We start from the raw sequence: 20,859 nt of genomic DNA, 5'->3' as shown, positions 1-20,859 counted from the left end.
TCCTTTCAACCAAGCGTGACCAGCAGGTCATCGGTGTTGACAGTCGTGCCAACCACAGCGGAAACGGACTTGACGGTGCCGTCCACAGGAGCGGAGACCTCGATTTCCATCTTCATGGCCTCCAGAACCACCAGCACGTCGCCGGCCTTCACGGCCTGGCCCACCTGGCACTCCACCTTAAAGATGTTGCCGGGCATGGGGCTCTTTACCGCAGTCTCGCCGGCAGCCACAGCGGCGGGGGCGGGGGCAGCGGCGGGAGCAGCAGGGGCGGGTGCGGGAGCAGGAGCAGCAGCGGGAGCGGCCACAGGGGCGGCAGCCACAGGAGCGGCGGCCACGGGGGCCACATTGGTAATCCGGAAGGAGTTGGGGTTCATGCCGGACTCCTCCGCGATGGCGGACATCATAACCGCCACCAGCTCACCCTCATCCACAGCGGGGGCGGCGGGAGCCGGCGCTGCCGCGGGCTTGGGAGCGGCCTTGGGGGCGGAAGCCGCAGCGGGCTTCTTAGCGCCTTCGATGGAGCTCACGATCTTGGAGATCACAATGATGACGAGGGCCAGGATGGCCAGCATCATAAAGACGATCACCAGACCACACACAGCCACCATCAGGGCTTCAGGCACGCTTAACGGGCTATTGGGATCTAGAATTGCTTTCGTGACGTCAGGCATAGACTATGACCCCCTATTAACCCAGGGTGACCAGCAGGTCGTCGGTGTTGACGGTGGTGCCGACCACAGCGGAGATGGCCTTGACGGTGCCGTCCACAGGAGCGGAGACCTCGATCTCCATCTTCATAGCCTCCAGAACCACCAGCACGTCGCCGGCCTTCACGGCCTGACCGACCTGGCACTCCACCTTAAAGATGTTGCCGGGCATGGGGCTCTTCACGGCAGTCTCGCCGGCGGCCACAGCGGCGGGGGCGGCGGCAGCGGGAGCAGCAGGAGCGGGCGCGGGAGCAGGAGCAGCGGGGGCAGCGGGAGCGGCCACGGGAGCGGCCGCCACAGGAGCGGCGACAGGGGCAGCAGCAGCGGGGGCGGCGGCGCCGATCTTCTCAACGCTTACGCTGTAAACCTTGCCGTTCACGGTAACATTGTAGTTCATAGCTTCTTTTCCCCTTTACAATAAAGTAATCGCTGGCTTAGCGGTGCAGATCACCGGGTTTAGCTCCGCCTAGCAAGCCGGTTCGGCAGCCCCCTGTTCCCAGGACAGGGGGCATGCCGAAATTAGTGGTATTATAGCATCTTATTGAAGTGAGTGTCAAGATTTCTGCCAGGCCCCGACCTCACTTCTGAACACAGACTTTACGCGCGCTTACAGCACGTCGGCGAAGGCCTGGATAGCGGTGCTGGCCTGGCCGAAGTCCCGCATCTGCTGGTCGATGCCCAGCTTGATGTGGGGGATACCGGCGTCGTCCAGAGCCTTCTTCAGGTAAGGATACTCCATCTCCTCGGGGTCGCAGAACTGCTGCATAAACAGCACCAGACCCTGGGCACCGGACTTCTTCACCATGTCCACCACGAAGTCGGCGCGGCGGTTCTTGCTGGAGTGCTCATCATAGAGCAGCACGTCGTAGTCCTGGTCGGCAAACTGCTGTGCCAGAGCCATCATGGGATCGCCGGTCTCGGCGGCATCCACGCGGATGGGACGGCTCTCGTGAGCCACGTCGTCAGCCACGATGGCGATCTGGTTGTCGTCAAAGATCTGCAGCAGCTTGGGGTTGTCGCAGATGATACCGGAGGTAACCACCTTGCGGCCCTTCCACTGGGAGGCGGGCAGAGCAGCCAGCTCCGCATTCAGGGCCTCCAGCTTCTCGGCGTAGGCCACGGGCTCCATGAACCAGGCGGCGCGCAGAACGGCGGAGCGGTTGACGGCGGAAATGGCCTCGGGGTGCTGGCCGGCCAGCTTGACGAACTCGCGGCGGGCAGCGCGGTTGCGGTTCATGACCTTGATAGCGCCGCGCAGAGCCTCGTCAGTGATGGGAGCGCCGGAAATCTTCTCCAGCTCAGCCTTCACATGGTTGTACTGGTCCATGGTGAACTGCAGGCCGAAGGAGGGACGGCGGTTCTGGGGATGAGCCAGGAAGATGCAGGGCAGCTTCTTGCTCATGGCCACGCGGATGTTCTGGCTCATGGGACGCAGGGTATCACAAATGGTGGGAGTGATAACGCCGTCCAGCTGATCCAGGGTACCATCCAGCAGCATCTCCAGAGCCAGCTGGGCGATGGTGCAGTAGAAGGTGGCGCAGTACTCCTTGGCCATGGAGATGGTCTTGTTGTTGCTGCCCCAGATGCCCATGGGCACCATACCGGCGGCGACGACCAGCTCCACAGGAGCGTAGTAGGGCAGGACACCGATAACCTTCTTCCCCTCCTGCTTGTACTGGGTCAGTACCCGGTAGGGGTGCTCGGAAATTTCCTTAAACTCGTTCAGCATAACCTCGGTGCTCATTTCGCCTCGGCCTCCTTATTCGCCTTATTGGCCTCCATGGCCTCCACCAGGCCCTGAACACGGGTGGTGTACTGGGCCTCGTTAAAGTTACGGGGATCCGCCTGGTCGCCGTCGAAGCCGGCGCAGGGCACGCCCAGATCCTCGGTGAAGCGGCGCTGCATCTCGGCCATATAGCCGGACCAGGGCTTGCAGGAACGGTTATAGTGGACCAGCACGCCGTCCACCTTGTTGTCCCGGCAGATGCCCTCACGCCAATCCACACCCTGCTCGATACACACGGAGTTGGGGGCCTTGTAGTAGGCGCGGGCCATCTCGTCCATGTTGTTATACACGAAGCCGAAGGCGGGAGCGTACACAACGGCGGTGACGTTGACGCCGTGCTCCTTCAGAGGCTTGAACAGGTTGGGCAGCTTGGGCCAGCAGGGGATGCCCTCGAACATCACGCGGTACTTCTCGGGGAAGGGCGTGGTGGAGGTGCCTTCCTTGATGGCCTGCTCCAGGTCCTTCTCCAGCAGCTCGAAGGCCTCGGCAGCAGCCACCTTGCCGCGGGCGGTCACCACGTCGGCCATGTGGTTGAACAGATCGAAGCCGCTGTAAGGAGCGGGCTTGTACTGCAGGTAGTCACAGACGCGCAGCCAGGCCTTGGCGGTGCGGTTGGCGTTGGCGCAGGCGTGCTCAAACTTCTTCTCGTCGAACTTCTTGCCGGTGAGCTCCTCCAGCTGGTGGATGGCGGCATCGAACTGAGCGCGGACATAGGCCACGTTGGTGTCATGGACATCCACAGTGTTGTTGTAGGGGATGTCGATCATGATCAGGGGGATGTTGCGCATACGGGCGATGTTCTCATACCACTTGGTCATGCAGTTGCAGATGTTGTTGCAGCACAGCATGAAGTCGGGCTGAGGCATACGCATCTGGCGGTAAGGCTTGATGGCCTCACGGCGGAAGTTCTTGTAGGCGATCTCCTTCTCGGTGGTCTCGGGCAGAGCCTCGATCTCATAGATGTCATCCAGCACGGTGTAGGGCTGCATGGTCTTGGGATCCTTCTTGGGCTTGCCGGTCTCGGGATCGATGATGACCTTGCCGTTCTCGTCCTTCAGGGGCTTGCCGCTGTTGGGATCGATGATGAACTCCAGGGTCTCGGGGTCGAACTTCCGGGACGCACGCTTGCCGGCGGCATAGGCCAGGCTGATGCGGGCGTAGCCGCAGATATCGTTGTCAAAGCCCAGGTCCTCGGCAGCCTTACACATAATCTCGCCGTCCCGGTTGGCGGCGATGCCGGCGGCCTGGTTCTCGGGGTACATGACGTTCAGGTCAAAGGCCTCAGCCAGCTCACAGGGGAACTTGGAGCTGGACCAGCCCACCAGCTTGCCCTCGGCGTGGGCCTTACGGGCATCAGCATAAACATCCTCAACGACCTTGCGCAGGGCCTGGACGCCGGGACTTACCGTTTTAGCCATTGTAGTTTCCTCCCTACTAATGTTCAAAAAATTGCTTGGAGCGCTGCGGACCGATTAGTCCTTATGCTCCTTTTGATACTTCTGATAGGCGAACAATGCCGCCCCCAGGGCCCCATTGTACTGGGTCAGGGGGGAGGTATAGATGATGTGGCCCAGCTCCTCCTCCAGAGCCTTCACCACACCGGTGTTCTGTGCCACGCCGCCGGTCATGACCACCTGGTCACGTACCCCCACCCGGTGGGCCAGGCCGGCGACCCGGCTGGCCACGGAGTGGTGGATTCCGTTGATGATGTCCCGTTTGTCGGTGTCCTGGGACAGCTGGCTGATGACCTCGCTCTCGGCGAAGACGGTGCAGGTGGAGCTGATCTCCACGTTTTTGGTGGACTGGGCGCCCAGGGTGCCCAGGTCCTCCACCTTTACCTCCAGTACCCGGGCCATGACGTCCAGGAACCGGCCGGTGCCGGCGGCGCACTTGTCGTTCATCACAAAGTTGGTCATCACGCCGTTTTCAATCTGAAGAATCTTCACATCCTGTCCGCCGATGTCAATGACGGTGTGGACATCGGGGAACAGGAAGCTGGCTCCCTTGGCGTGGCAGCTGAGCTCGCTCATCTGCTGATCGGCCAGCTCCAGCATGGAGTTGCGGCCGTAGCCGGTAGCCAGGATGAAGGACATGTCCTCCTTGGTCTTACCGGCTCCCTCCAGCACCTGGGCAATGGCCCGCTGAGGGCCGCTGGTGCCGGCGCCCACGGATACCAGGGACTTGCTGACGATTTCCTTGCCGTCGGCCAGCATCACACATTTCGAGGCGGTGGAACCGATGTCGATTCCTAAGGTATAAATGCTCATACGTTCATGTCTCTCCATCTTTTGAAGGTCTCAGGGCGCCGGAGACGCCCCGGATTGTGTCCCGACGGGGCCTGTTTTACCGGAACAGGCCGCCGAAAAAGGACAGGAACAGGGGATTGTAGATGTCATCAATGATGACGGCGAAGGCGGGGTAGAAGACCCACGCCACATGGTGATAGCCATAGGCGTCCATAACGGCCTTCTCATTGGCCACCGCGTTGGGTCCGGAGCCGCAGCCCCAGCCGCAGTTGCCCGCAGCCATGACCGCCGCACCGTAGTCCCGGCCGAAGAGGTTGTAGGAGATGAAGATGGCGAACACAGCCATCAGCACCGCCTGAACCAGCAGGATGATGCCCATCTGACCAGCCACGGACAGCAGAGCGGTGATGTCGATGGTCATCAGAACCAGGGCCAGGTACAGCTCCAGGAACATGTGCTCGATGGCGTCCACCTCAGGGGTATAGAAGCGGATGTTGGCGGCCTCCATCACGTTGCGGCCAATAGCGCCGGCGAAGAGGCAGCCGATAAACTTGGGCATTTCAATTTTGGGGATATTGTCCAGCAGGCAGTAGATGGGCATGCCCAGAGCCGCCAGCAGGAGCAGCATGGCAAACATGGAGACCATGCGGCTGTTATTCAGGGTGGGAGCAATTCCGGTGGACTCAGCCTCAGGCCGGTCATTGGGATCGGACTTCAGACCGTGCCGGGAGATGAGGTAGGCCGCAACAGGGCCGCCGATGAGAGAGCCCATGATGTTGCCCATGGTGCCGGCAGTCACGCCCACCGCTCTGGCACCGGCCACGCCCCAGGACTCAAAGGTGTCGCCAAAGGAGGCAGCGGTGCCCACGCCGCCGGACATGGCCGCGGAGGAGCACTGCAGGGACAGCAGGGGATTCAGGCCCACCAGGTTGCCCACCAGCACGCCGATGACGTCCTGCAGGGTGATGAGCAGGCAGGCGGCAAAGGCCACCTTGATGGCCAGCTTGCCGCCAGCCTGCTTCAGCATCTTGGCGCTGAAGCCGAAGCCCACGCACAGGAAGAACAGGTTCTGGCACAGGTCCTGAATGGTGGATACGTCAAACTGGATAGCCAGGATGCCGCTGCCCTTGATGATGGCGATGACGATGGCCACCAGCAGACCGGACACCACCGGGGCGGGGATGGCAAACTTTTTCAGAAGCTTGCTGTGGCTGACCAGGGCGTGGCCCAGGAAAATCACCAGAGCCGCAATGCCCAGAGAGGTCAGGTACTCTACCTTGAAGGATGCGGCCGCACCATCAGCTGCCGGTGTGTAGGTACCAAAATAGGATAAGATTTTTTCTGCCATAGGGGTCTTCTCCTTTCCAAAATACAGTACTATATAGCAAACTTTCCCGTATTTTGTCAATGTAAAAAGTTCCAACCCTAAGGCATTTTTACCCCTTTATCCGGCCCTCCGGCGCGGTCTGTCTCCGCAAACTTTCCTTGCACCCCAAGCGCTGGGGTGCTTTCGTCGTTTTGCTGGTAATTTTCCTCCGGCGGAGGGTCACTCCGCCGGAGAAGATTGCCATTTACTTCTTAAAGGTGTCGTAGTCCTTGATGGTCCGAGGCAGCAGCATCTGATGGAAGGGGCAGATACTCTCGGGGTTCTGGTAGCAGGCATCGGTGAAGGCCACGATGTAGTTACGCATCATGGGCATATCCACCACCTCGTCCACCAGACCGGCCTGGGCGCAGAACAGAGGCTTGGACTTGACGTCGTAGTCGTCGATCAGGGCGTTCATCTTGTCGATGGTGGGCTGGAGATCCTTGCCCGCCTTCTGATCCTTGGCCAGACGGCCGGTATACATGGCGTTGGCAGCGGTCTTGCCGTTCATGACGTTGATCTCAGTGGCAGCAGTGCCCAGAGAGAAGGCGTTGTTATCGTTGCCCTGAGGACCGCCCAGCACATAGTGGGCAGCGGCGGTGCCGCGGCGCAGGGTGATCTCCATCATGGGCAGCTTGCTGTTCTGGATGGAGTAGATGAGGGACTGGCCCAGACCCAGCAGCTCGGCGACCTCGGCGTCATCGCCCACGTCGATGCCGGTGGTATCCTGAATCCAGATCATGGGGATGCGGTCGCGGGCACACAGGGTAACAAACTCATTCATCTTAATGAGGCCCTGGCGATAGAGCTTGCCGCCGGCGCCCATGGACTGGCCGTACTTCTCCATCTTGTACTCGGGGTAGTTGGGGAACACGCCCTGCTGGTTGGCAACCACGCCCACCAGAAGGCCGTCCACCTTGGCAAGGCCGGTGATCATCTCGGGGCCATAGCCCTTCTTGTACTCCATGAACTGGCTGCCGTCGAAGAGGCGGCCGATGACGGAGTACATGTCGTAGGGACGGTTCTTGTTGTTGAGCACCAGGTCGTAGAGCTCCACGTCGGACATGGCGGGAGACTGGGGAGTGTCCACACGGAAGAACTCCAGGTCGTAGGAGGGCAGCATATCCACATACTTCTTGATGCCCTCGATGACGCCCTCCTGGGTGGTGTAGACCTCACGGAAGAAGCCGGTCTGACCGAAGTGGACGGAGACGGATCCCGGAGGTGCGGCACGCAGGCCCTTGGTGGCCTCGATCTGAGCCAGAGCGGCCTCCATGTCCACGTGGGGCTTGGGGTTCATGCCGCCCACGATGCCGGCGCCGCCCACGGCCATGTTGGCCTTCTCATGGGCAATCAGCACGGTGGGGCTGATGGAGTGGTAGCCGCCGCCGGCGGGGTTGGTGCCGTGGATGCCCACGATGACGGGAATGCCCATCTGGTTGAGCTCAGAGTTGCGGTAGAAGGGAGTGCCGCCGCCGCGACGGTTGGGGTACACCTTCTCCTGCTGGTCCAGCTCCACGCCGGCACACTCCAGCAGGTAGATGAGGGGAATGCGCAGACGCTTGGCGGTGTCGCTGCCGCGCAGCAGGTTGTCCGCCTGGCCGGGCACCCAGGTGCCGGCGTGCTTCTTGTTGTCGGAAGCGATGATGACACACCACTTGCCGTTGACGCGGCCCAGGCCCTTGACGATGGAGGTGGAGCCGTTCTTGTTGTGCTCGGGGTTGTAGAGGCTGTTCAGGGGGCACCAGGTGCCGGCGTCCACCAGCAGGCTGATGCGCTGCATGGCAGTGAGCTGGCCCTTCTCGTTCATGGCCTCGTCGGGCTTGCCGGCGGACAGGGCGTCTACAATGTGAGCGTGAATATCGTCCTCAATGGCCCGCAGCTCTTCCACGTTCTCGGCGTTGGGACGCACGGGCTTGCCCACCACGGGCATATTCTGGAAATAGCGGGGCATGGAATAGTTACCCAATGTCAATTCCTCCTAATCTTATGTTGGTTTCGGCGTCAGACTGCTCAGCTCAGTCCTTGGGAACCTTGATGAAGGCCTGACCGGGGTCGATCTCCTCGCGGATGAGCTTGATGATGTCGGGAGAGGGGCCCTCCATCAGCTGGGCGCGGGACACGTCGATCTCGAAGCCGGTGTTCTCCTGAACCATCTCGGGAGTGGAGAACGGATAGTAGTAGGCCAGATACATCCGCTTGGTCTCTTCGTCGAACTTCATGATGCCCAGGTCGGTAACCACCATCTGGGGACCGCGGTTGCCGGGCAGGCCGGCGCGCTCACGGCCGCCGGGGCCGTCCATCCAGCCGCAGGAGGTGATGTAGTCGATCTGCTCCATGAAGCGGCGCTTCTGGTGCTGCATCATGATGATGGTGTTGCAGTAGGTGGCGATGCCGTTGGCGCCGCCGGAACCGGTGAAGCGGGTCTGGGGCTTGACATAGTCGCCCTTGCCGTAGATGCAGGTGGAGTTCACGTTGCCGTAGGGGTCGATCTGGGCGCCGCCAATGAAGGCCACCAGGCGGTCGGCATCGTGGAGCCACTCGTTGGCCTCAAAGCCGATGAAGCGGATGTTGGGCCACTGCACGGCGCAATGAGCCATGAAGCGGTTGTCGCCCACGGAGCGGGGCACCTCCACAGGGGAGCAGTCCATCAGGCCGCTCTCCACGATGGGATGGCAGGAGGGGCAGACCGCCCGCTTGGCCAGGGAGGCGCCGATCAGAGGAAGACCGGTACCCACGATGACAATCTGGTTCTCCTTAATGTTCTTGGCAATGGCATAGGCCTGCATTTCCTGCTTGGTATACTTCGTATAGTCAGACATTTTAATTCTCCTCCCTGCTTCTTAGTGTCTGGTGGAGTAGCCCAGGTGGGGCTCATTCTTCAGACGCATGAGACGGGAACCGCCCACCTTGTCCAGCAGCTCCTCGTGATCCTTCACGCTGTAAACCCACTTGTCCAGGTAATCCTTGAAGGTCTCGGGAATGACGGTGCCGGCGGCAGCGTCCTCAGCGGCCTTCTTGGCGCGGGCAGCGGCGTCAGCCAGCTTCTCGTCCTCGGGCTTGGCGGCGGCAGCCTTCTCGGCCTTGGCAGCGGCCTTGGCCAGCTGGGCCTTGGCGTCCTCGGCGTCCTGATACTTGGAGGCCTTGTCGTACTCCTTCAGGGCGTGGGAGTCGTTGTCGTAGTAGTTGTAGCACTGGGAGGGCCAGGCGCCGTAGGGGCAGTGGACCACGGCGTCCACGCACTGGCCGAAGATGCGGGTCAGGGTGGGGTCGCGGCGGATGTACTCGTCGCTCACCAGGTCCTCGCAGGTGACGATGACCTTGCGGGCGGCCACGGCGATGTCAACATCGTGGAACTCATCGCCCTCGATGATGCAGGTGCCGTCGGGAGAGGCCTTCTGCACGTGGATGATGGCGGTGTCCAGCTTGGGCACGGGAACGGCAATGACCTTCTCGCCGGGGTTGAAGGGATTCTCAACCTCCACGCACTTCAGGTCGTCCACCTTGTCCAGGGTCTTGCGCTGCTCCTCGCTGATGCCCCAGTACTTCACAAGGCCGGAGCCCTGCATCAGGCGCACAGGCAGGAAGGGCAGGCCCAGAGAAGCGGCGTGAAGCTGCAGCATCAGGACGTCCTGGGAATAGTCCTCATAGATGAGCTCGCCCTTCTCGATGGCGGCACGGAAGCGGCGAGACACGTTGGTGTAGCCGGAGTTGGCGGTGTAGCAGTTGATGTAGGCCTTGACGCGGCCCTCGCCGATGAGCATATCCCAGTCGCCGCCGGCAGGACCGGCCCAGACGGTAAAGTCCTTCTGGCCCTGGCGCAGGATCTCGGACACGGCCGCATAAGGCTTGCGGTTGGTGGTGAAGCCGCCGAAGGAGATGCAGTCGCCGCTCTCGACGAACTTCGCCACCGCGTCATGCAAGGAATACACTTTGTTCATGGTAAAACCCCCATTTACAAAAAGTTTTTGTCTCTTTTATCCTTGTTTTGATTTTCAAGGTTCCAAAAGCGCAGCGCGCTCTTTAACGGATATATTTTACCATAATATCAACAGAGGGTCTATTTGTAATTTAGCAAAAAATTTGCATATCTTCTCCTCCCATGGTATAATGCCAGCAAGTGGAAAAAAAGGAGGCTTTCTTCCGAAAAGTGGGGAAACCACTGGCGTTTCTGGCTTTTCTCCCTTATCGCTCCGCTCCACCCCATTCTGCCGATTGACGGAGGTTGCCCTATGACCAATGTAGAATTCCATCTTCAGCTCAACCACAATGAGACCTGGAGCATGAGCCGCCTCCACTTTCACGACCACTTCGAGCTGCTCCTTCCCCTGACCAGTCCGGGCAACATTTTTGTCAACGACCAGGTCTATCCTTTGCGCCGGGGCACGCTGTACCTCATCGGTGAAAACACCCTGCACCGCACCATCGCCACCGGCTTCCACGCCCGGTACGTCCTGCACATCAGCCGCAAGGCCCTCTCCCAGCTCTCCACTCCCCAGACCGACTTCACCCAGGTGGCCCAGGACTCCTTCCGGCGGGTTCCCCTGAATGTGGAGGAAATGACGGAGATTATTGAGCTGTTTCAGGCCCTGGAGCGCAATAAAAACGACGGATCCTTCGGCAGTGACATCAATCAGACCATTGCGCTGCTCAACCTGCTGGTCCGGGTGGCCCCCACCCTTCACGCCGCCACCGCCGGCGAGCCCATCCGCAACAAGGACTTTCTCCGGGTCGCCCCCATTCTGGACTACATCCGGGACAACCTGTCCGAGCCCCTCTCCCTGGACCACATCGCCAGCCGCTTTTTCATCAGCAAGCACTACCTGTGCCGTATCTTCAAATCGGCCACCGGCTTCTCCGTCATGGAGTACATCATTTACAGCCGGGTGCTCAAGGCGCGGCAGCTCCTCCAGGAAGGAGTCAGCGTCCAGCAGGCAGGAGAGCTGGCCGGGTTCTCCGACAACTCCCACTTCATCCGCACCTTCGGCCACCTCACCGGCCTCACCCCGGGACGGTATGCCAAGGAATACCAGTCCAGCGACCAGATTCTTCTGAAAGAGAACCTGCGCTAACCCCGTTTTCCCGCATTTCATCCCAATTTTTGCAGATTTTCAGGTCAAGATCTGCAAATCCGCCTCTCCCCATCTGTTTTGTGGAAATTTCCTATACAGATTTCGCTGTTTCAGCCGCGGAAGGGCCGCTCAGACCGTCCGCGGCCCCGTTTTGGAGTGGCCGTTTTCCGGCCGGGACAGCCTTCCATTCTCTGAACTCTCTGCTTTTTCAAAAGGAGGATCCCCTGTGAAATCACTGCGCGTCAAAGACACTCTGCTGGTAGGGTTTACGCTGTTTTCCATGTTCTTTGGAGCCGGCAATCTGATTTTCCCCCCGGGCATCGCCGCCCAGGCCGGCACCATGACCTGGTTTGCCGTTCTGGGTCTGGCCATCAGCGCCGTGGGCCTTCCGGTCCTGGGCGTGGTGGCGGTGGCCCGCTCCGGCGGCCTCGACCAGCTGGGACGGCGGGTCCACCCCGCCTTTGCCAAGGGCTTCACCATCGTGGCCTACCTGGCCATCGGCCCCTGTTTAGCCATTCCCCGTACCGCCAGCACCTCCTTTGAGATGGCAGTGCCCCCCTTTGTGGGCGCGGACGCCCCCATCTCCCTTTTCCGGCTGATTTACTCCCTGGTATTCTTTGCCCTGGCCCTGCTCATTGCCCTTCGCCCGGAAAAGCTCACCGACCGGCTGGGCAAAATCTTCTGTCCCATTCTGGTGGCCCTCATCGTGATCACCTTTGCCGCCTGCCTTCTCAATCCTCTGGAGGGCTACGGCGCCCCTGCCCTGCGGTGGGACAACCCGGTGAAGGCGGTGGCCGCCGGCTTCCTGGACGGCTACCAGACTATGGACACCATCGCCGCTCTGGCCTTCGGCATCGTCATTGCCCTGAACATCCAGGCCCGGGGTGTAACGGAATCTGGGGCCGTGGTGAAGGAGACCGTGCGTGCCGGTCTCATCGCCGGGGCCATGCTGCTTGCCGTCTACTCCATGCTGGCCCACATCGGCGCCATCTCCGGCGGCGCAGTGCCCAACCCCAGCGACGGCACCCAGGCCCTCACCAACGTGGTACCCCTGCTGTTCGGCTCTCTGGGCAGCGTCATTCTGGCCGCCATCTTTGTCATCGCCTGCTTCAACGTATGCGTGGGCCTCATCAGCTCCTGTGGGGAATACTTCCACGGGCTGTGCCCCCGTCTGAGCTACCGGAGCTGGGCCATCCTGTTCGCTCTGGTGAGCATGCTGCTGGCCAACGCGGGACTGAGCCAGATTCTCACCTTCTCCGTCCCCGTTCTGAACATCATTTACCCGGTGGCCATCGTCCTTATCCTCCTCTCCTTCGCCCACCGGTGGATTCAGAACCATCCCGCGGTCTATCCCGCCGCCATTTTGTGTACCGGAATTGCCAGCGTCCTGCTGGAGCTGCAGCGGCTTACGAAGCTCCCCCTCCTCGCTCCCCTCTCCGCCCTGCCCCTGGCCAATCTGAGCCTGGGGTGGGTGGTACCTGCTCTGGTCGGTGTGGTCATCGGCCTGCTCCTTCCCCCCCGGAAGGCTGCCTGACTGCAAAAAGCAAAAAAAGAACGGATACGTCCTCTTTTCCGGACGTATCCGTTCTTTTTTAATCTCTGGGTCGTCGATAGAAGTTTCCGTGGAGCTGCTCGGTGCGCAGCACATTGACAAAGGCCTTGGGGTCCGCCTCCCGCACCTTGCGGGTGAGCTGGCGGATCTGGCTGCTGGCCACCACTGAGTAAATCATCACGCAGGGCTCCCCGTTGTAGAGGCCCACCCCCTCCACCAGCGTGGCGGTGTGATGGGTGTCCTGAATCTGGGCACAGACGCCTCCGGCGCTCTCCCGGCCGGTGACAATAAAGAGGGTGGCCCGCTTGCTCTCAGGGTCCATCATGCGGATGACCTGGGTGGAGGTAAACTGGAAGATGATGGAGTAGAGGGCCTTATCCCAGCCGAAAAGCAGGCCGGCAATGGTAAGCATGGCCACGTTGCCGCACAGGATGTAGTTCCAGGCGTCAATATTCTTCCGCTCGGACAGGGCAATGGCAATGAAGTCCGTTCCTCCGCTGGTAATACGCACCCGCAGGCACAGGCTGATGGCAAAGCCGTTGATGAGGCCGCCGAAGATGCAGATGAGCAGTATATCCTCCGTGATGGGCATGGAGGGCACCAGGTCGGTAAAAAAGCTCACCAGTACGATGGACAGGCAGGAGTACAGAGTAAACCGCTTGCCCACCAGCTTGTAGCTGATGGCGGCGGGCACCGCGTTCAGCGCCAGGTTGATGGGAGAGAAGGGAATCTCGATCCCCGCAAACTCCAACGCGCAGCGCTGGAGCAGTCGGGTAATTCCGGTAAAGCCTCCGGGAAACAGATCGCCCGTCTGAACAAAGCTCTTCAGGTTCAGAGCCATAATCAGGGAGGACACAGTCACCACCAGCAATCGGATGACGGCCTCCTGCATCCGGCTCTGTTTGGGGTTGGTCGGCATAATCGGTTCTCCTTCGCCGGGGCCGGGCTCACTTCACCTCGGCCAAAACATCCAAGTTCTTCATGAAATACTCCACGCCGGAGTAGATGGTGGTCAGCACGATGACCGCCACACAAATGCTGTTAATCCAAGGGGCAATGGGCAGGAGCATCAGGACAATACATACCATGGTGGAGGCAGTCTTCACCTTGCCCGACCAGCCTGCGGCAATGACCCGGCCCTTGTCGGCGGCGACCATGCGCAGTCCTGACACGCCGAACTCCCGGATAATGACCACCAGCAGGGCCCAGCCGGGCATCTGGCCAATCTCCACAAACCACAGCATAGCCGCGGTCACCAAGCACTTGTCCGCCAGGGGGTCCATAAACTTGCCGAAGTCGGTGATCTGGTTATAGTGCCGGGCGATATAGCCGTCCAGCGTGTCAGTGAGGCTGGCCAGTACGAAGATGGCCAGGGCCCAGTAGTTGGCCCCGGGCACATGGAGGTAGAGCACCAGCAGGAACACGGGGATCATAATCACCCGCAGGATGGTCAGCTTGTTGGCGGTATTCATATCCTATTACACCTCAAAACTTCATATTCCTTATTCGTCAATCTCACCGGTGAGATCGCCGTCGGAGACGCCGGTGATACGCACGGGGACAAAGGTTCCGGCGGGCACCAGCCCAGCGGCGGTGAAGTAGACGTGGCCGTCGATGTCCACCGAGTCGGCATAGGTGCGGCCCACATAGCAGCCCGCCTCTCCGTCGAAGCCCTCACACAGCACCTCCATCACGGTGCCCAGGCGCTCCTCGTTCCACTCGTCCATCACCCGGGACTGGAGATCCACCACCAGCTCCACCCGGCGCTGGGCCACCTCCGGGTCCACCTGGTTGTCCATAGCGGCGGCCAGAGTTCCCTCCTCGGGAGAGAACTGGAACACCCCCGCCCGCTGGAGCTTCTGCTCCTTGAGGAATTCACAAAGCTCCTCAAACTCCGCCTCCCCCTCGTCGGGCAGACCGCAGATGAGGGAGGTACGGATGACCAGGTCAGGAATGGCCTTTCTCAGCCGGGCAAACAGCTCCTCCAGCTCCGCCCTGGTGTTCCGGCGGCGCATGGCCTTGAGAATGGCGTCGTTGCAGTGCTGAATGGGGATGTCCAGATAGTGGAGAATCTTGGGCTGGGAGGCAATAACCTCGATGAGCTCATCGGTGATGGCCTCAGGATAGAGGTAGTGCAGGCGAATCCAGTGGAAGGGAAGCTTGCACAGCTCCCTCAGAAGGCCCGCCAGGGAGCTTCCGTCCCTCAAATCCAGCCCATAGCGGGTGATGTCCTGGGCGATGACAATGAGCTCCTGTACCCCGGAGTCGGCCAGGCCCTTGGCCTCAGCCAGGAGGGTGTCCATGGTGCGGCTGCGGTAGCGGCCCCGCAGCTTGGGAATAATGCAGAAGGCGCAGCCATTGCTGCACCCCTCGGCGATCTTCAGATAAGCGGTGTAGGGCGGAGTGGTCACCAGCCGCTCTCCGTCCTCATAGGTGCGGTGGATATCGCCGAAGTGCTCGGCCTTCTCCCCCGCCATCAGCTCCTCCACCGCGGCCACCACGTCGGTGTAGCTGCCGGTGCCCAGCATGCCGTCCACCTCGGGCAGCTCCGTGCGGATGTCCTCGGGATAGCGCTGGGTGAGACAGCCTGCTACCAGCAGTTTTTTCAGCTTCCCCTGCTCCTTGAGCTGAGCCAGCTGAAGGATGTTGTCAATGGCCTCGCTCTTGGCCGACTCAATAAACCCGCAGGTATTGAGCACCGCCACGTCGGCTCCCTCCGCGTCCCCGGTGACGATGTGGCCCGCCTTGCGGCACAGGGCCATCATCTGCTCGGTGTTCACCAGGTTTTTGGCACAGCCGAGGGAGATAAAGGCTACTTTATAAGGCATCTTCTTCGCTCCTGTTCTTCTTCCTTCCGGGCCCTGGGCCCTCAGTCCTCCTCCACCTCTGCCCCATACCGGCGCAGGGCGTCGGAAATATCCGACCACTGGTAGCCCCGACGGGCCAGGGCGGCGGAGACCTTCTGCAGCTCCTTGCGGTCCACCGGCCCTCCGCCCAGCTTTTTGGCCAGAAAGGCATCAATGGCCTCTGCCGGGTCCTGGCACTGCTCCAGTGCCTGGTCCCACAGCTCCCGGGGAATCCCCCGGCGGTACAGTTCATCCTGGATCTTCCGCTGGCCGTAGCCCCGGCCCCAGTAGTGACGGGCCACCTGGGCGGCGTAGGCGGCGTCGTTGAGGTAGCCCAGCTCCTCCAGTCGGCTGCACACAGCCTCCTGCTCCTCTTCTCCCGCACCCCAGCCGGCCAGCTTCCGCTCCAGCTCCCGGCGGGAGATGGGCTTCCCCGCCGCCAGGTTCATGGCCCGCAGCTTGCGGTCGCTGCGCTCCACCGACTGGGTGAGGGCCTGGGCCTCCTGGTCGCTGAGCTCCCGCCCGGCGTACAGGTTGAAGCTCAGCACCTCGTTTTCCCCCAGGCGCAGGATGCTTCCGTCCTCCATGGCGGCCAGCCACCGGCCGGGCACCCGCTTGGAGGGCTTTAAATCCTGGATGACCATGGATTACTCCTCGCTGCCGTCCTCAAAGTCGTCGGCAGACACGTCCACCGCCCGTCCGGCGGCCTTGGCCGCCGCCTGGGACTGCTTGCTCATCAGCTTGTAGGCATTGGCCCGCACCTGGTCCTCCACCTGCTGGGCAATCTCCGGGTTGTCCTTCAGGTACTGCCGGGCGGCGTCCCGGCCCTGGCCGATGCGCAGATCGCCCATGGCAAACCAGGAGCCCGACTTCTGGATGATGTCCAGCTTGACGGCCAGATCCACCAGCTCGCCCCACTTGGAGATGCCCTCGCCGTAGAGGATCTCAAACTCCGCCTCACGGAAGGGGGGCGCCACCTTGTTTTTCACAATCTTGGCCCGGGTGCGGTTACCCACCACCTCGCCGCCGACCTTGATGGCCTCAATGCGGCGCACGTCAATGCGCACGGAGGCGTAGAACTTCAGGGCCCGGCCGCCGGTGGTCACCTCGGGGTTGCCGTACATGACGCCCACCTTTTCACGCAGCTGGTTGATGAAGATAACGATACAGTTGGTCTTGGCGATGGAGCCGGCCAGCTTGCGCAGGGCCTGGCTCATCAGCCGGGCCAGCAGGCCCACGTGGCTGTCGCCCATGTCGCCCTCGATCTCCGCCCGGGGCGTCAGCGCGGCCACCGAGTCCACAACCACCACGTCGATGGCGCCGGAGCGCACCAGAGCCTCGCAGATTTCCAGACCCTGCTCACCGGTGTCCGGCTGGGAGATGAGCATGGAGTCGATGTCCACGCCCAGGGCCCGGGCGTAGCTGGGATCCAGAGCGTGCTCGGCGTCAATGAAGGCCACCTCGCCCCCCCGCTTCTGGGCCTCAGCCACAATGTGCAGGGCCAGCGTGGTCTTACCAGAAGACTCAGGGCCGTAGATTTCAATGATACGTCCCTTGGGCACGCCGCCGATACCCAGTGCAATGTCCAGGGACAGGGAGCCGGTGGGGATGGACTCCACCACAATACCGGTGTTCTCTCCCAGGCGCATGATGGATCCCTTGCCGTAGGCCCGCTCAATCTGAGCCATACAGGTCTCCAGTGCTTTCTTCTTATCGGACGCGGGGGCCGCGGCCTCCACAGCAGGCTTCTTGGTTGCCATGTAAACTTCATCCTTTCCTGCCGGGCGCGCCCGGCCTTGCTCTCTATGCTCTGGATTGTAGCAGAAATAAAGTCCGTTAATACGGACTTTTAATTGTTCAGCACGCCCTCCACCACACGCCAGATTCCCTGGGTGTCCTGGGCCGTCTGGATGTTCTCGTAGCCGTTCTGGGCCAGAATATCCTCCACCTGGGGAGCCTGGCCAATGCCCACCTCAAAGAGCAGGGAGCCGCCCAGGCGCAGGGCGGGCTTCCACTTGGCGGCGATGGCCCGGTAGAAGTCCAGGCCGTCCTCGCCGCCGTCCAGGGCCATATGGGGCTCGTAGTCCCGCACCGAGCCGTCCAGACCGGCGATGTCCCCGGAGGGTATGTAGGGGGGATTGCTCACAATGACGTCAAAGTCCCACAGTGAGGATGCGGGGGGCTCCATGGCGTCCACGGACAGGCAGGTCACCCGGGCGTTCAGGGCATTGCGCCGCACATTCTGCTTGCAGATGCGCAGGGCGCCCTCGGACAGCTCGCCCAGCACCACCCGGCAGGCGGGCACATTGGCGGCGATGGCCAGTCCCACGCAGCCGCTTCCGGCGCACAGGTCCAGCACCCGGGCGCCCTCTCCGGCCTCCCGGGTCCGCTGGATGCCCCGCTCCGCCAGCAGCTCCGTATCGCTTCTGGGGATGAGCACGTCCCGCGAAATGTCCAGGGGCAGGCCATAAAACTCCCACTCCCCGATGATGTAGGCCACCGGCTCTCCGTCCAGACGGCGCTGCACCAGCTCGTCCACCCGCTTTTCCAGCTGGGCCGACACGTACAGGGACATATCCCGGTACAGCTGCTCCCGGCTCTTGTCCGCCGCGTAGCACACCAGTTCCCGAGCCTCCAGCTGTGCGGCCTCTACCCCCGCCTTCCGCAGCCTGGCCCGGGTGTCCAGATACAGATTGTTGTAGGTAGTTGCCATATTCTCACCCTCAGCTTGTCAGATTTCTCGGGCCGGCCCTCTCACCACGCGTCCTCGCCCTTCTTTTCGGGCAGCACCAGTTCCAGAGCCTTGATGCCCACTTCAATCATGGAGTCATCCGGCTCAAAGGTGGTAAAGTTCTGCAGCCACAGGCCGGGCGCCACCAGAATTTTGGTGATGGGGCCGTCATGCCGCCCCGCCCAGCGGTTAAATTCATAGCTTACGCCCACAATGATGGGCAGCATGGCCAGATGGGCCAGAAAACGCAAAAACACATTGCTCACCGGCCAGATGGCAAAGACCACCGTGGACACCAGGATGGAGATGGCAATGACCATGAACAAAAAGCTGGTGCCGCAGCGGGGATGGTGGCGAGGCTGCTTGCGGACATTTTCAACCGTGAGGGGCAGGCCCGCCTCGTAGCAGAAAATGGTCTTGTGCTCCGCCCCGTGGTAGGAGAAGACCCGCTTCATTTCCCCCAGCTGGGAGCACAGGGCCAGATAGCCCACAAAAATACAGAGTTTCAAAATACTTTCGGCCAGATTTCGGGCCAGCATGGAGGAGGTGACCAGCGTCACCGCGGTCCCCAGCAGAGTGGGCAGCAGGAAGAAGAGGCCGATGGACATGGCTATGCCCAGCACCACCGCGATGGTGGTGATCACCGAGGCCGCCTTGTCGCTGCCCAGCCGCTTCTCCAGCCACTGGTCAAATTTGGAGGGCTCCTCCGTCTCCTCGTCCTCCGGGAAAAACTCCGCGGAAAACATCAGGGCCGTTACCCCGTTATACATGGCGTCACAGAAGTTGACTACTCCCCGAATGAGGGGCCAGCCCAGGATGGGATAGCGGTCCTTGATAAATTTCAGTTCCTTCTCCTGAATCTCCAGTTCCCCATCGGGCTTACGCACCACCACGGCCTGCTTTTTGGGGCCGCGCATCATAATGCCTTCAATCAGGGCCTGGCCGCCGCACATGGTTTTAAAGCCCTTGGGGCAGCCCTGGGCGGAGGAGCAGGTCTGAGTTTGTTCTTGTCGTTGCGTCGTCAAAGCTTGGTTCTCCTTTGTCTTGGGACAAATCCATGGCTATTCTACCAGAAGGCCGGAAAAATAGCAAGGGCAATCGAACTTATGTTTTAATCGGAATACGGATGGTCACCAGGCAGCCGCCCCCTTCGGCGTTGCCGATGTCCAGGGTACCCTCGTGGCGGGTGGTAATCTCTTCGCACACGGCAAGGCCGATGCCGGAGCCCCGGGCCTTGGAGCTGCCCTTATAGAATTTGTTCTTGATAAAGGGTAGCTCCTCCTCGGGAATACCGGGGCCGTAGTCCCGGATCTGGATGACCGCGTCCAGAATATCCTGGTGGATGGACACGTCGATGCGCCCGCCGGAGCCGCCGTGCTTGGCGGCGTTGTCCAGCAGGTTGCAGAACACCTGCCGCAGCCGCTCCGGGTCGCCGGAGATGGGCAGGCTCTCCTCCGGGCAGTCCTGGTAGGTGAGCTCGATGCCCTCCCGGCGGAAGAACTCCCGGTAGGTATACACCGCGTCCTCCAGCTCCGCCTTCAGATCCAACGGCTCCACCGCCAGGGTAAAGCGCCCCTCGGAGATGCGGGAGAACTCCAGCAGCTCCTCCACCATGTTGGTCAGACGCCGGGCCTCGGAGACGATGATGTCCATGCCCTTGCGCACATCCTGGGGATTTTGCAGCTCGCCGCTCTGGAGGGTCTCCGCCCAGCCGTTGATGGCGGTGAGGGGGGTACGCAGCTCGTGGGAGACGGAGGAGATAAACTCCGACTGTGTCTTCTCCGACTGCTTGATTTTCAGAGACATGTCATTGATGGTGTCCGTGAGCTCTCCAATCTCATCATCGTACTTCTTTTCAATCTGCACCCCGTAGCTGCCGTCGGCAATGAGGCGGGCGGTCTCCGTGATGCTGGCCAGAGGCTCCACAATGGACCGGACAAAGTAGAGGTTGGAGAAATAGACCATGGCAAAGATGATCAGCGCAATGGTAACAATGACTCCCATGGAGAAGGCAAACTGGCGGTCGATGGCGCTGAGGGAGGTAACATACCGGATGACCCCCACCGTCACGCCCTGGTAAACCACCGGGCTGGAGGCCGCCACAATCCGCTCTCCGGTGGTGGGGTCCTTGCCCCGCCAGGCCCGGGTAATCTGGTTTTCCAGGGCATCCTTGATGTCCTGGGTGCCCGGCGTGCTGCCGGCGGTCAGGGCGTTGGCCGAGTAGACCACTGCGCCCGTTTCATCCAGAAACTGCAGCTCCAGCTGGCTTTTCTCTTCGTAGTTGTTTACCGTCTGCTGGGCTGCCGCGCTGTACTCCGCCTGGGTATAGTTCTTGAAGCTGGAGGCGGTGGAGCTGGCCTTCCGGGAGAGGTCGTCCTCCGTGCTGGTGTAGTAGTAATTCCAAAGGGTGGTGGCAAATGCACCCACTGCCAGAATCAGGATCAGCAGTACGACGCCCACGCTGTTGAGCAGCCAGCGCTTGCGGATACCCCGGATTTTCATTTTATCGCCGCGTTCCAACCGCTTGGACATGTGCCGGTCCTCCTTTCATGG

The 20,859-nt window shown here is 61.2% G+C and carries 19 protein-coding genes; 2 read left to right on the top strand and 17 right to left on the bottom strand.

The genetic code is table 11. From position 1 onward, the window contains the following. Positions 1 to 5 precede the first annotated feature (5 nt). From AC3YUO_RS10500 to AC3YUO_RS10460, 9 genes are all read right to left on the bottom strand, one after another. Positions 6 to 671, bottom strand: a complete 666-nt coding sequence (locus tag AC3YUO_RS10500; RefSeq protein WP_489962986.1) for an OadG family transporter subunit — start codon at positions 669 to 671, stop codon at positions 6 to 8. Between the two features lie 16 nt (positions 672 to 687). Further along, on the bottom strand, positions 688 to 1,104 hold the full coding sequence (locus AC3YUO_RS10495; protein WP_489962985.1) for a biotin/lipoyl-containing protein: 417 nt from the start codon (positions 1,102 to 1,104) through the stop codon (positions 688 to 690). 210 nt (positions 1,105 to 1,314) lie between these two features. Beyond that, entirely contained in the window at positions 1,315 to 2,451 is a 1,137-nt protein-coding gene (hgdB, locus tag AC3YUO_RS10490; protein ID WP_489962984.1) for a (R)-2-hydroxyglutaryl-CoA dehydratase subunit beta, read from the bottom strand. Beyond that, entirely contained in the window at positions 2,448 to 3,911 is a 1,464-nt protein-coding gene (hgdA, locus tag AC3YUO_RS10485) for a (R)-2-hydroxyglutaryl-CoA dehydratase subunit alpha (protein WP_489962983.1), read from the bottom strand. Before hgdA ends, hgdB begins: the two co-directional genes overlap by 4 nt. Positions 3,912 to 3,965: 54 nt before the next feature. Beyond that, positions 3,966 to 4,760 carry a (R)-2-hydroxyglutaryl-CoA dehydratase activase HgdC gene (gene hgdC / locus AC3YUO_RS10480; RefSeq protein WP_489962982.1) on the bottom strand — a complete coding sequence of 265 codons (795 nt, stop codon included), beginning with the start codon at positions 4,758 to 4,760 and terminating at the stop codon, positions 3,966 to 3,968. A gap of 76 nt (positions 4,761 to 4,836) precedes the next feature. Further along, positions 4,837 to 6,087, bottom strand: coding sequence for a sodium/glutamate symporter (locus tag AC3YUO_RS10475; protein ID WP_489962981.1), 1,251 nt, complete (start codon positions 6,085 to 6,087; stop codon positions 4,837 to 4,839). A 223-nt stretch (positions 6,088 to 6,310) separates the two neighbouring features. Further along, the gene (locus AC3YUO_RS10470) at positions 6,311 to 8,059 is read right to left on the bottom strand and encodes an acyl-CoA carboxylase subunit beta (protein WP_489963024.1); all 1,749 of its coding nucleotides are present in this window, start codon (positions 8,057 to 8,059) and stop codon (positions 6,311 to 6,313) included. A gap of 64 nt (positions 8,060 to 8,123) precedes the next feature. Beyond that, positions 8,124 to 8,927: a glutaconate CoA-transferase subunit B gene (gene gctB, locus AC3YUO_RS10465; RefSeq protein ID WP_489962980.1), complete on the bottom strand. Its 804-nt coding sequence runs from the start codon at positions 8,925 to 8,927 to the stop codon at positions 8,124 to 8,126. A 21-nt stretch (positions 8,928 to 8,948) separates the two neighbouring features. Then, positions 8,949 to 10,046, bottom strand: a complete 1,098-nt coding sequence (locus AC3YUO_RS10460) for a CoA transferase subunit A (RefSeq protein WP_118644922.1) — start codon at positions 10,044 to 10,046, stop codon at positions 8,949 to 8,951. Positions 10,047 to 10,337: 291 nt separating this feature from the next. Here AC3YUO_RS10460 and AC3YUO_RS10455 point away from each other — a divergent pair, with 291 nt between their 5' ends. Together AC3YUO_RS10455 and brnQ are read left to right on the top strand one after the other, a co-directional pair. Further along, a complete protein-coding gene (locus AC3YUO_RS10455; protein ID WP_489962979.1) occupies positions 10,338 to 11,177 on the top strand; it encodes a helix-turn-helix domain-containing protein in 840 nt (279 codons plus the stop codon). Positions 11,178 to 11,403: 226 nt separating this feature from the next. Beyond that, the gene (gene brnQ / locus AC3YUO_RS10450; protein WP_489962978.1) at positions 11,404 to 12,711 is read left to right on the top strand and encodes a branched-chain amino acid transport system II carrier protein; all 1,308 of its coding nucleotides are present in this window, start codon (positions 11,404 to 11,406) and stop codon (positions 12,709 to 12,711) included. A gap of 58 nt (positions 12,712 to 12,769) precedes the next feature. Here the strand turns inward: brnQ and AC3YUO_RS10445 are convergent, their stop codons facing one another. From AC3YUO_RS10445 to AC3YUO_RS10410, 8 genes are all read right to left on the bottom strand, one after another. Beyond that, entirely contained in the window at positions 12,770 to 13,648 is an 879-nt protein-coding gene (locus AC3YUO_RS10445) for a YitT family protein (RefSeq protein WP_489962977.1), read from the bottom strand. A 28-nt stretch (positions 13,649 to 13,676) separates the two neighbouring features. Continuing rightward, positions 13,677 to 14,201, bottom strand: coding sequence for a CDP-diacylglycerol--glycerol-3-phosphate 3-phosphatidyltransferase (pgsA, locus tag AC3YUO_RS10440; protein ID WP_489962976.1), 525 nt, complete (start codon positions 14,199 to 14,201; stop codon positions 13,677 to 13,679). Positions 14,202 to 14,231: 30 nt separating this feature from the next. Then, complete coding sequence (gene rimO, locus AC3YUO_RS10435) at positions 14,232 to 15,557, bottom strand: 30S ribosomal protein S12 methylthiotransferase RimO (RefSeq protein WP_489962975.1); 1,326 nt, start codon at positions 15,555 to 15,557, stop codon at positions 14,232 to 14,234. A gap of 41 nt (positions 15,558 to 15,598) precedes the next feature. Beyond that, positions 15,599 to 16,219 (bottom strand): regulatory protein RecX, encoded by a 621-nt coding sequence (locus AC3YUO_RS10430; protein WP_489962974.1) that lies wholly within the window; start codon positions 16,217 to 16,219, stop codon positions 15,599 to 15,601. 3 nt (positions 16,220 to 16,222) lie between these two features. Further along, positions 16,223 to 17,335, bottom strand: coding sequence for a recombinase RecA (recA, locus tag AC3YUO_RS10425; RefSeq protein WP_489962973.1), 1,113 nt, complete (start codon positions 17,333 to 17,335; stop codon positions 16,223 to 16,225). Positions 17,336 to 17,424: 89 nt separating this feature from the next. Further along, the gene (prmC, locus tag AC3YUO_RS10420; protein WP_489962972.1) at positions 17,425 to 18,288 is read right to left on the bottom strand and encodes a peptide chain release factor N(5)-glutamine methyltransferase; all 864 of its coding nucleotides are present in this window, start codon (positions 18,286 to 18,288) and stop codon (positions 17,425 to 17,427) included. A 41-nt stretch (positions 18,289 to 18,329) separates the two neighbouring features. Beyond that, positions 18,330 to 19,331: a DUF1385 domain-containing protein gene (locus AC3YUO_RS10415; RefSeq protein WP_489962971.1), complete on the bottom strand. Its 1,002-nt coding sequence runs from the start codon at positions 19,329 to 19,331 to the stop codon at positions 18,330 to 18,332. A gap of 79 nt (positions 19,332 to 19,410) precedes the next feature. Further along, complete coding sequence (locus AC3YUO_RS10410; protein ID WP_489962970.1) at positions 19,411 to 20,838, bottom strand: sensor histidine kinase; 1,428 nt, start codon at positions 20,836 to 20,838, stop codon at positions 19,411 to 19,413. Positions 20,839 to 20,859: the final 21 nt, after the last annotated feature.

It is taken from the genome of Pseudoflavonifractor sp. HNCC25GI2, from assembly GCF_058136395.1.
The sequence above is the reverse complement of the archived record's forward strand: the minus strand, read 5'-3'. Positions and strand labels throughout refer to the sequence as shown.